The sequence below is a fragment of the Thermoanaerobacterales bacterium genome (assembly GCA_030019475.1).
In the GTDB taxonomy this organism is placed as follows: Bacteria; Bacillota; Desulfotomaculia; order Desulfotomaculales; family JASEER01; genus JASEER01.
On the sequence record JASEER010000002.1, the window covers coordinates 96,531 to 107,345 of the forward strand.

The window sequence follows — 10,815 nt, forward strand, 5'->3', positions numbered from 1 at the left end:
TCCCCGGTGAGGACTCTTCTTCACCCGTGAAGACGGCCAGCCTTTGAGGAGGCGATGTCAAGTGCCGATGAAGCCCCAAAAGGCCGAGGATGTGCAAGAGCTTGTAAAGGATCTGGGGATAAAGTTCATCCGGCTGCAATTCACCGATCCGGACGGCGTGCTGAAGAACGTGGCCATCACCGCCGAGCAGCTGGAAAAGGCCCTGGGCGGCGAGTTCATGTTCGACGGTTCGTCCATCGAGGGTTTCGCCCGCATCGAGGAGTCGGATATGTACCTTGTACCGGATCCGGCCACTTTCGCCGTCTTCCCCTGGCGCCCGCGTAACGGAGGGGTGGCCCGCCTGATCTGTGATGTTTACCTTCCGGACGGCAAACCCTTCCCCGGCGATCCGCGGCAGGTGTTGCGGCGGATGACGGCCCAGGCCGCGGAGTTGGGTTACCGGTTCATGGTCGGGGCGGAGGCGGAGTTCTTCCTTTTTCACCTGGACGCTGCCGGGCGACCGACCCTGACCACGCACGACGGGGCCGGCTACTTTGACCTTACCCCGGCGGACCTGGGTGAAAACGCCCGCCGGGAGATCATCATTACCCTGGAACAGATGGGTTTTGAGGTTGAGGCGTCCCACCACGAGGTTGCCCCGGGCCAGCACGAGATCCGTATCCGTTACGATGAGGCCCTGGCCATGGCCGACAAGATCGTCACCTTCCGCCTGGTGGTCCGGGCGGTCGCCCAGCGGCACGGCCTGCATGCCACCTTTATGCCGAAACCTCTCTCCGGCGCGGCGGGTTCCGGCATGCACATCAGCCAGTCTCTGTTCCGGGGCGGGCAAAACGTTTTCCACGATCCTTACGCGCCGGATGAGTTGAGCCGTCAAGCCCTGCACTACCTGGGAGGCCTTCTCCGGCACGCCCGTGGATTCACGGCGGTCACTAACCCGCTGACTAACTCGTATAAGAGGCTGGTGCCGGAGTTCGAGGCCCCCACGTGTGTCACCTGGGCCTTCGAAAACCGGAGTCCCCTGGTGCGGGTGCCGGCCCCACGGGGCGAATTGACCAGGCTGGAACTTCGCAGTCCCGACCCGTGCTGCAACCCCTACCTGGCGCTGGCCGTTGTCCTTGCCGCCGGGCTTGATGGTCTGAACGGGGAGACGATGCCGCCGCCCTGTGAAGAAAACCTATGCGCTTTCAATGACGCCGCGCTCCGGGAACGGGGGATCGAACGCCTGCCGGAAGACCTCCGGGAGGCACTGGATCTGATGCGGCAGGATCCCCTGGTCCGTGACGTCCTCGGCGAACATATCTACAGCCGGTTTCTAGCCGCCCGGGAGGCGGAATGGAACCGTTACCGGATACAGGTTCATCCCTGGGAGCAGCGGGAGTATCTTACCAAATTCTAAGGGTGGGGGGAGAGAAGAGATTTATGCAGACACTGCGCGAAGGGAAGGTCCGTATCCCGTCAGGCTGCGCGGTCAGCGCCATCCTGAACGTACAGGGACAACGGATCAACGGCGAAGCCATCGCCCGCTCCATCGCCTGCATGCATGAGCGCTCCAACGGCCTGGGCGGGGGGTTCGCGGCCTACGGCATCTACCCCGAGTTCGCGGACCTGTATGCCCTGCACGTCCTGTGCGAAACGGAGCAGGCGCGGCTTGAGGCGGAAACTTACATTAACCGCGACTTTGAAGTCCACCGGGCGGAACCCATCCCCACCCGGCAGGTGCCGGCCATTACCGACCCGCCGATTCTGTGGCGCTATTTCGTGGCGGCAAAGGAAGGCCGCGTGGAACAGGAAGGGGCGGCGGACGACCGGGACTTTGTGGCCCGCTTCGTGATGCGGGTTAACAACCGGGTGCCGGGCGCCTTCATCGTGTCCTCGGGTAAGAACATGGGCGTTTTCAAGGGCGTCGGCTTCCCGGAGGACATAGCCCGTTTCTACCGCCTGAATGAATATGAAGCCTACATGTGGACGGCGCACGGACGCTTCCCGACCAACACACCCGGCTGGTGGGGCGGCGCCCATCCCTTCAATCTCCTGGACTGGTCGGTGGTGCACAACGGAGAGGTTTCGTCCTACGGGACCAACCGGCGCTACGTGGAGATGTTCGGCTACCGCCTGGAACTGCAGACCGACACCGAGGTCGTGGCTTATCTCTTCGACCTCCTGCACCGGCGGCAGGGCCTGCCGTTGTCCCTGGTATGCCGTGCTCTGGCCTCTCCCTTCTGGCAGGAAATTGACCGCATGCCCCCGGACGAGAGGGAACTCTTCACCGCGCTGCGGCAGGTCTACGGTCCGGCCCTGATCAACGGCCCTTTCAGTTTCATCGTCTCGCACAGCCGGGGGATGATCGGGCTGAACGACCGCATCAAGCTTCGCCCCCTGATATACGCGCGGAAGGGTGATTTCGTGCTGATGGCCAGCGAGCAAAGCGCCCTGTGCGACATCCTGGGAGAGCCGGACGAGGTCCGCGCCGTGTGGGGCGGAGAACCGATTATCGTTGAACTGCAAGGAGGCGTTGCTCAATGAGGAGCTACACACCCCCCGAGTACCTGGTGAAGATCGACCATGCGCGCTGCCGGCGCTGCGGCCGCTGCGTGAAGGGCTGTGGCTTCGGGGTCCTCTCCATGGCCTCAAGCATCTGGGCGCGCTCGGCCGAACTCTTCAAGGAGAGCGCCGAGGAACTGGCGCAGGTCTTTGCACGGGTTTCGGAGTACGCCGCCGACCACGTGGTCGCCGACAGCAGGAGGTGCGTCTACTGCCACTGGTGTGTGGCCGGCTGCCCCGAGGGAGCGATCAGCGTCGAGCCGAACCCCCTGGCTTACAAGCCCAACCATCACTGGGAGCCGCATCACCTGAAGAACATCTGGCTGCAGGCCGAGACCGGGGGGATGGTCCTCACCGGGAGCGGCAACGACAAGGCCTACTTTAATTACTTTGACCACCTGCTTCTCGACGCCTGCCAGGTGACCAATCCCTCCATCGACCCCCTGCGTGAGCCGATGGAACTGCGAACCTACCTGGGCGGGCGGCCGGACGCCCTGACCGTACGCGAGGGTCCCGACGGAAAGATCGGCCTGGAAACGTCGGTGGGTCCCCAGGTACAGATCGACACGCCGATCATTTTCTCGGCCATGTCCTTCGGGGCCATCAGCCTGAACGCCCAGAAGGCCCTGGCGCGGGCGGCCAAGGCCTGCGGCACGTTGATGAATACCGGCGAGGGCGGCCTGCACGAGGACCTGTATCCCTACCAGGACCACATCATTGTCCAGGTCGCCTCGGGCCGGTTCGGGGTGAGCGCCGATTACCTCCGGCGCGCCGCCTACCTGGAAATCAAGATCGGCCAGGGCGCCAAGCCGGGCATCGGCGGGCACCTGCCCGGCGAAAAGGTCACCGCCGACGTCTCCGCGACACGTATGATCCCCGTGGGCAGCGACGCCCTCTCGCCGGCGCCGCACCACGACATCTACTCCATCGAGGACCTGGCGCAGCTCATCTACGCCCTGAAGGAGGCCACAGCCTACACCAAGCCGGTCTCGGTGAAGATCGCCGCTGTGCACAACGTGGCCGCCATCGCCAGCGGCATCGCCCGGGCGGGAGCCGACATCATCACCATCGACGGCTTTCGCGGCGGTACCGGGGCGGCCCCGATGGTTATCCGCGACCATGTGGGCATCCCGATTGAACTGGCCCTGGCGGCGGTCGACGAACGGCTGCGCCAGGAGGGGATCCGCAACCGCGTTTCCCTGGTGGCGGCCGGCGGCTTCCGCCACAGCGGCGACGTGGCCAAGGCCATCGCCCTGGGGGCCGACGCCGTGGCCATCGGCACGGCCGCCCTGGTGGCCATGGGCTGCCACGTCTGCCAGAAGTGCTACACCGGCAATTGCAGCTGGGGGATCGCCACCCAGCGTCCCGAGCTGACCACCCACCTGGACCCGGAGGAGGCCGGGGAGAGACTGGCCAACCTGCTCCGCGGCTGGTCCCTGGAACTGAAGGAGATCCTCGGAGCCCTGGGCCTGAACGCCATCGAGAGCCTGCGCGGCAACCGCCTGCGCCTGCGGGCGATCAATTTGCACGAGCATGAGATGAGTGTCCTGGGCGTCAAGGCCGCCGGGACACAGTAGGGGCGCAGAGCCGCCCGCGCCCGCTGTCGGGCGGCCGGGCAACATTCGCCGCTGCACGCCGTGGTCAGCGCACCTGCGGGGCCGAAACGGATAGTGGTTAATGGCCGATCGAGGAGGGAGTGATGGACCATGCCGGTTTCCTTAACGGCGACATCTAATAAAGCGCCCTCGCCGGCACCCCGGAACAAGGGGACGTCGACCGTGGAACACATCGACGCCGCCGGGATGCACTACCGCCTTTTAAACGAACTCATCCGGCGGGGCGTGGCGGAGGGGAAAAGGGAGTTTATCCTTGAGAACGTATGCGGCCAGCGCTACATCGGCGCCGGCCTTGAAGGGGATATCACCATCCGTATCCGTGGTGTCCCCGGCAACGACCTCGGGGCCTTTATGAACGGCCCGGAAATCCTGGTGGAAGGCAACGGCCAGGACGGGATCGCCAACACTATGAACGGGGGGCTCATCGCGGTCAACGGCGACGCCGGGGACGTACTGGGCTACGGCATGCGCGGCGGCCTTCTCCTGGTCCGGGGGCGGGTCGGCTACCGTGTCGGGATCCACATGAAGGCCTTCGGCAAACATGTGCCGGCGATCGTCATCGGGAACACCGCGGGAGACTTCCTGGGGGAGTACATGGCCGGCGGGATCATTGTCGTCCTCGGGCTGGACCGCCGCCCCGGGGAGCCGCCGGCCGGGCGCTACCTGGCCACGGGGATGCACGGCGGGGTCATCTATTTGCGCGGCGAGGTCCAGGAACACGGGCTGGGCCGCGAGGTGAAAGTCTTTGACCTGGACCAGGGGGACGAAGCCCGCCTGAAAGGCCTCCTGGAAGAGTTCGGCCGGCGTTTCGGCGTCGACCCGGCCCCATTTCGCGCGGAGCAGTTCGTCAAGCTGCTGCCCGTATCCCACCGTCCATACGGACGTCTGTACGCCACCTGATAATCATGTTATAGTACGTACGGAATAAACGGGAAAAGCCTGGACCATCCTGGCGCGATGCCAATTCTACGGGAAGAGGAGATGGAACCGTGAACAATCTCACGCCGGACGATGTGCGTGCGCTGGCCCGGGAGCACGGGGTCAAGTTCATTCGCCTGCAGTTCACCGACATCTTCGGGGTGCTGAAGAACGTCGCCATCACGGTCGAGCAACTGGACAAGTGCCTGAACAACGAGTTGATGTTCGACGGCTCGTCGATCGAGGGCTTCGTCCGCATCGAGGAGTCGGACATGTACCTGCGCCCCGACCCCAACACCTTCGTGATCTTCCCGGAGGGCGGCAACGGAAGGGGGACGGTGGCGCGGCTGATCTGCGACATCTACAATCCCGACGGCACGCCCTTTGAAGGCGACCCGCGCTACGTTCTGCGCCGTGCCATCGCCGAGGCCGAGGCCCTGGGCTACACCATGTACGTGGGCCCGGAGGCGGAGTTCTTCCTCTTCCACGTCGACCGGGACGGAAACCCGACCACCCATACCCACGACCGCGCCGGCTACTTCGACCTGGCGCCCGTGGACCTTGGGGAGGAAGCCCGGCGGGACATAATCCTGACCCTGGAGCAGCTGGGGTTCGAAATCGAGGCTTCACACCACGAGGTCGCCCCCGGGCAGCACGAGATCGACTTCAAATACGACGATGCCCTGGATATCGCCGACAAGATCGTGACCTTCAAGTCGGTGGTCCGCACGGTGGCTCAGCGCCACGGGCTGCACGCCACCTTCATGGCCAAGCCCCTGTTCGGTACGGCCGGCTCGGGGATGCACCTCAACCAGTCGCTCGCCCGCCACGGGCAGAACGCCTTCTATGATCCGGCCACCGAAAGCGGCCTCTCGGCTGAATGCCTCTCCTATATCGGTGGTATCCTGCAACACGCCCGGGGGATGGCGGCCATCCTCAACCCGACGGTCAACTCTTACAAGCGGCTGGTCTCCGGCTATGAGGCCCCGGTTTACATCGCCTGGTCCTACCGCAACCGCAGCCCGCTGATCCGCATCCCGGCCAAGCGCGGGTCGTCGACGCGGATCGAGCTGCGCAGCCCGGACCCGTCCTGCAATCCTTACCTTGCCCTGGCGGTCTGCCTGCAGGCCGGCCTCGACGGGATCAAGAACCGGATCGCACCGCCGCCGCCCTGTGACCGTAACATCTACCACATGAACGAAGGTGAGCGCCGGGCGAACGGTATCGGGAACCTGCCGGAGGACCTGAGGGAGTCGCTCGACGAGCTGGAGCGGGACGAACTCCTGCACCGCGCCCTCGGGGAGCACGTCTTTACCCGCTACCTGGAGGCGAAGAGGATCGAGTGGGACCGCTACCGGGTGCAGGTTCACCCCTGGGAACTGGAGGAGTATCTGACGAAGTTTTAGAAATCAGGCGGCCGGCGCCGCCGAAACCAGGCCGCTTCGCGGCCGAAATCAGCGCCCTGCGGGCGCGAAATTGATCGGGGTTTTAGTGCACACCTCTTGCCGGGGTGTGTATTTATTTTTGAGAAGGTCGGTGAACAACTACAACAAGACAAGGGGGTGCTTTTCTTGCCCCTCATCGGGATCACCTGCCCCGAGGACGAGACCGCGGGGCGCCTCTTCCTGCCCCACGCCTACTGGCGGGCCGTGGCCGCCGCCGGCGGGACGCCGGTCCTCCTGCCTCCGGCGAGCGCCGCGGTCGATAACCTGGCCGGCAGGCTGGACGGGCTGCTCCTTTCCGGCGGCGGGGATCCGGACCCGTGGCACTTCGGTGAGGAGCCGCGCCCCGGCCTGGGGACGATTGCGCCGGAGCGCGACCGCTTCGAACTGGACCTGACCCGGCTGGCACTGGCGCGGGGGATCCCGGTCCTCGGCATCTGCCGGGGGATGCAAGTGCTCAATGTCGCCGCCGGGGGCACCCTATTACAGGACATCGCGGAGGGTGTGCCCGCCCCGCTCAAGCACAGCCAGGACGCCCCGCGCTGGTACCCCACCCACGGGGTGGAGATCCGGCCGCAGACCCTGCTGGCCCGTATCCTCGGGACAACCGCTCAGCGGGTCAACAGCTTCCACCACCAGGCCGTGCGCGACACTGCGCCGGGTCTGACCGTCAGCGCCGTGGCCCCGGACGGGGTTATTGAAGGCCTTGAGGCTCCAGGCCTCGCTTTTGTGCTCGGGGTGCAGTGGCATCCCGAGGCTATGTGGGAAAAGGAACCGGCGCAGCGGGCCCTCTTCGTGGCTTTTGCAGACGCCGCCCGCAAAAGGAGGAATACGGGAAACGGCGGGGAAAACTAGGATGGCAACGTGAGAAGGAGGAGAGAAAGCGATGTCCCCGCTGGCGATCATAAATGGACGAGTCTTAACGATGGAGGGGACAACCCTCGACCGGGGCACCGTAATGGTCGACGGCGAGCGGATCGCCGCCGTCGGGCCGGACCTGCCTGTCCCCCCGGGGGCGGAGGTCATCGACGCCGCGGGGCGGGTGGTCATGCCCGGGCTGATCGACGCCCACTGTCACCTCGGAGTGCACGAGGAAATTTTCCGGGACGAGGGCAATGATACGAACGAGAGCACCGACCCGCTCACGCCCCAGCTGCGGGCCATCGACGCCGTCAACCCGGCCGACCTGGGTTTCACCGACGCCCTCTCCGGCGGGGTGACCGCCGCCTGCGTCGCCCCCGGCAGCGCGAACATCATCGGTGGCGAGATGGCCGTGCTGCAAACGGCGGGACGGGTGGTGGACGAGATGGTTCTCCGCCAGCCCGCGGGGCTGAAGGCCGCCCTGGGGGAAAATCCGAAGCGCGTCTACGGTACGGAGAAGAAGATGCCCCGCACCCGCATGGCCAGCGCGGCTCTCCTGCGCGCGGCCTTGGTCCAGGCGCGGGAGTACCTGCACAAACAGGAGCGGGCGGCCGCCGGGCAAGGGGAGCCGCCCGCTCCTGACCTCAAACATGAGGCGGTGGCCCGTGTCCTGCGGGGGGAAATCCCCCTGCGGCTGCACGCCCACCGCGCCGACGACATCGCCACCGCACTGCGCATCCGGCGGGAGTTCGGCTTTTCAATGGTCATCGAACACGCCACCGAGGGCTGGCGGATCGCCGACCTGCTGGCCAAAGAGGGCGTCCCCGTGGTCCTCGGGCCGATCATTACCCAGCGCGCCAAGCCGGAGATGGCCGGGCTATCCCTTGAGACGGCGCGCATTATGGCCGAGGCGGGGGTGACCTTCGCCATCATGACCGACCACCCGGTGGTGCCCATCCAGTACCTGGGCCTGGCGGCAATGCTGACCGTGCGCGGCGGGCTGGACGAGGAGACCGCCCTGCGGGCCGTTACGCTGAACGCCGCCCGCATCCTGGGGCTCGATGACCGCCTGGGGAGCGTTGCCCCCGGCAAGCAGGCCGACCTGGTTATCCTGAGCGGCGACCCGTTCGACGTACGCACGAGGGTCGAGAAGGTCTTCATCTGTGGCCGCGTGGCGTGGGAGCCGCGTTAAGGCGAGCCGTGTGAAGGGCGGTGCCATGCCGCCGCCGAATGTCCATCGACCGGCACCGGAGTGCAAAGGGCGGGTCGCTGTGCAACCCGCCCTTTAGCATCCTGCGTAAGGAGCGCCGGCTGGTTTCAGTCCCGGCTCAGGGTCAACAGGATGTCCTCTCCCTGCTGACCGATCTCGACCCGCCAGCCGCGGGACTGCGCCAGGCGCTTAATGTTCTCCCGCGCGGCCGCGGTGTCGGCCAGGACCTCCATAACTCCGCTGTTCATTCCATCCAGTACCCTTTTCACCATCAGCATCGGTTCGGGGCATACAAGGCCCCGGGTATCAACGAGAGGCTTGTTCACCGGCTACCCTCCCTTGTACGCTGGCCTTGACCACACTGAAGCCGAAAGCGATGATGAGGACCGCGGCCAGGGCGATGAAAACCGTGTACTGCCCGGCCACCGGTACCCCCGTGGGTCCCGCCGCGATCTTAAAGTTATGGGCGAAGGCCGCCCCGGCTATCAGGCCGAGGACCGTTATGGCGGAGTCGGTGTTGCCCTCGGCCGCCGAGACGAGCTGGCGCAGAGGGCAGCCCCCCAGCAAGGTGGAAGCCAGCCCGGCCAGGGCCATGCCGAGGAAGTTGTAAAGCCCGTCGTTATGGGCGATGGGCTGCCCGGTGAAGCCAAGGTGGAACTTGCCGATGATCAGCATGCCGACGAGGGCGGTAAGAAAGATGGTGATCATTCCGGTGAGAAGGTAGGTATCACGGAACATCAGGAAGTCGCGGATGCCGCCCACAAAGCAAAGCCGTGACCGTTGGGCCAGTGCCCCCACAAGCAGGCCCGCAGCCAGGGAAAGAAGCAGAGGGGCGTGCTGGGCGCCGGGCCCTTCCTTGCTCAAGAAGAAAAGGGACGGTACGGCGAGGAAGAGGACCAACAACCCCGCCACCAGGAGGGGAAACACGTAGCCGTTGCTGGGCGCCTGGGCCCTGGCCCGTCCGAGGGTGAAGCCCCGGCCGATGAAGAAGACCCCCAGAGCGATGCCGGCGGCGAGCCCGACGAAGCCCACCAGGGCGTTGAGATCGCCTGCGGCGAGACGGATGACCATTCTCAGGGGGCAGCCGAGGAAAATCAAGAAACCGATCATCGCCGCGAACCCCAGGACAAAGCGCGTCAGGGCGCTGGCCCCGCCCAGGACTTTAAACTCCCTCGTGGCGAGGGCGGTGAGGAAGGCGCCCAGGACGATGCCCAGGATTTCGGGCCTTATGTACTGCACCTTCGCCGCCTGGTGGAGGCCCAGGCCCCCGGCGATATCCCGGAGGAAACAGGCGATACAGACCCCCATATTCGCGGGGTTGCCGGCCACCATCAGGATGATCGCCAGCGCCCCGACGACCAGGCCCGTGACCACAATTGCCGCTTTCCCACGCATCCTAAAGTCTCCTTTCGTGCTTACACTTTAAATTGCCTCCGAAATATATCCGCCTCTTGACCACCTCCCGGGGAGGGCTGAATAAGTCTTCCTTTAGCTATCAATAATGACAATCCTTCATCCGATCGATTAAATTTTGTTATGAAGGGAGGGCCCACCAGGCATTTGCCTCTTGCACACCCGGGTTGGCAGGAGAATCTTGGGGCGCCAGCGAAAAAACTTGCGGATAGATGGTAGGATAAAGATAACGGCGGCCGGGTTTTGAACCAGACCCCTACAGAGGGGTGATTTTTATTTCCCTGGCAGAGCAAAAAGAACTGCTCCGCATCGCCGACGCCAACCTGAACCGGGCCCGCGAGGGCCTGCGGGTCCTGGAGGAGACGGCCCGCTTCACGTTCGGCGATGCGGACCTGGCCCGGGCGGTGAAGGACCTCCGCCACCGGGTGGCGCGGCTGGAAGCCCGCCTTCCCGGCGGGCGCCCGGCATTGTTGCAGGCGCGGGACGTCGCCGCCGACCCGGGGGCGCCGGCCCGGGAGGGTGAACCGCGCGATGACCTGGAAGGAGCAAACTTCAAGCGCGTCCAGGAAGCGTTGCGCGTCCTCGAGGAACTGGCGCGGTGCTTTGACGCGGCCCTGGCGCATGACCTGAAGTCCCTGCGTTTTGCCGTATACGGCCTGGAGCGGGATTACGCCGGGCGGGACGCGGGGCGGAGCATCGCCGCGCGCCTGTCGGCCCCGGCGCTTTACGTCATCGGCGGGGCGGGGGACACCGCCGGCCGCCCGCTGGCCGCCGCCGTGCGCGCCGCGGCGGCCGGAGGAGCGTCCATCTTTCA

Annotated in this window: 10 protein-coding genes; 8 read left to right on the forward strand and 2 right to left on the reverse strand. The window is 65.5% G+C overall.

Features of this window, described 5'->3' with window-relative positions; translation table 11 throughout:
• Window positions 1-67 precede the first annotated feature (67 nt).
• The 7 genes from QMC81_00995 (at window position 68) to QMC81_01025 (ending at window position 8,570) form a co-directional block, all read left to right on the forward strand.
• On the forward strand, window positions 68-1,396 hold the full coding sequence (locus tag QMC81_00995; protein MDI6906048.1) for a glutamine synthetase family protein: 1,329 nt from the start codon (window positions 68-70) through the stop codon (window positions 1,394-1,396).
• A gap of 23 nt (window positions 1,397-1,419) precedes the next feature.
• Entirely contained in the window at window positions 1,420-2,523 is a 1,104-nt protein-coding gene (locus QMC81_01000) for a glutamine amidotransferase family protein (GenBank protein MDI6906049.1), read from the forward strand.
• Complete coding sequence (locus QMC81_01005; protein ID MDI6906050.1) at window positions 2,520-4,118, forward strand: glutamate synthase-related protein; 1,599 nt, start codon at window positions 2,520-2,522, stop codon at window positions 4,116-4,118. The genes QMC81_01000 and QMC81_01005 overlap by 4 nt, the downstream gene beginning before the upstream one ends.
• 201 nt (window positions 4,119-4,319) lie before the next feature.
• Complete coding sequence (locus tag QMC81_01010) at window positions 4,320-5,057, forward strand: hypothetical protein (protein MDI6906051.1); 738 nt, start codon at window positions 4,320-4,322, stop codon at window positions 5,055-5,057.
• A gap of 89 nt (window positions 5,058-5,146) precedes the next feature.
• The gene (gene glnA, locus QMC81_01015) at window positions 5,147-6,481 is read left to right on the forward strand and encodes a type I glutamate--ammonia ligase (protein ID MDI6906052.1); all 1,335 of its coding nucleotides are present in this window, start codon (window positions 5,147-5,149) and stop codon (window positions 6,479-6,481) included.
• Window positions 6,482-6,637: 156 nt separating this feature from the next.
• Window positions 6,638-7,372, forward strand: a complete 735-nt coding sequence (locus QMC81_01020; protein ID MDI6906053.1) for a gamma-glutamyl-gamma-aminobutyrate hydrolase family protein — start codon at window positions 6,638-6,640, stop codon at window positions 7,370-7,372.
• Between the two features lie 31 nt (window positions 7,373-7,403).
• The gene (locus QMC81_01025) at window positions 7,404-8,570 is read left to right on the forward strand and encodes an amidohydrolase (protein ID MDI6906054.1); all 1,167 of its coding nucleotides are present in this window, start codon (window positions 7,404-7,406) and stop codon (window positions 8,568-8,570) included.
• A 125-nt stretch (window positions 8,571-8,695) separates the two neighbouring features.
• Here QMC81_01025 and QMC81_01030 read toward each other — a convergent pair whose 3' ends face one another.
• Both QMC81_01030 and yedE read right to left on the reverse strand, forming a co-directional pair.
• Window positions 8,696-8,914, reverse strand: a complete 219-nt coding sequence (locus tag QMC81_01030; protein ID MDI6906055.1) for a sulfurtransferase TusA family protein — start codon at window positions 8,912-8,914, stop codon at window positions 8,696-8,698.
• Complete coding sequence (gene yedE, locus QMC81_01035) at window positions 8,895-9,983, reverse strand: YedE family putative selenium transporter (GenBank protein ID MDI6906056.1); 1,089 nt, start codon at window positions 9,981-9,983, stop codon at window positions 8,895-8,897. The genes QMC81_01030 and yedE overlap by 20 nt, the downstream gene beginning before the upstream one ends.
• Before the next feature lie 284 nt (window positions 9,984-10,267).
• Between yedE and QMC81_01040 the strand changes: the two genes are divergently transcribed.
• The coding region (locus tag QMC81_01040) for a hypothetical protein (protein MDI6906057.1) at window positions 10,268-10,815 on the forward strand (548 nt) is incomplete at its 3' end.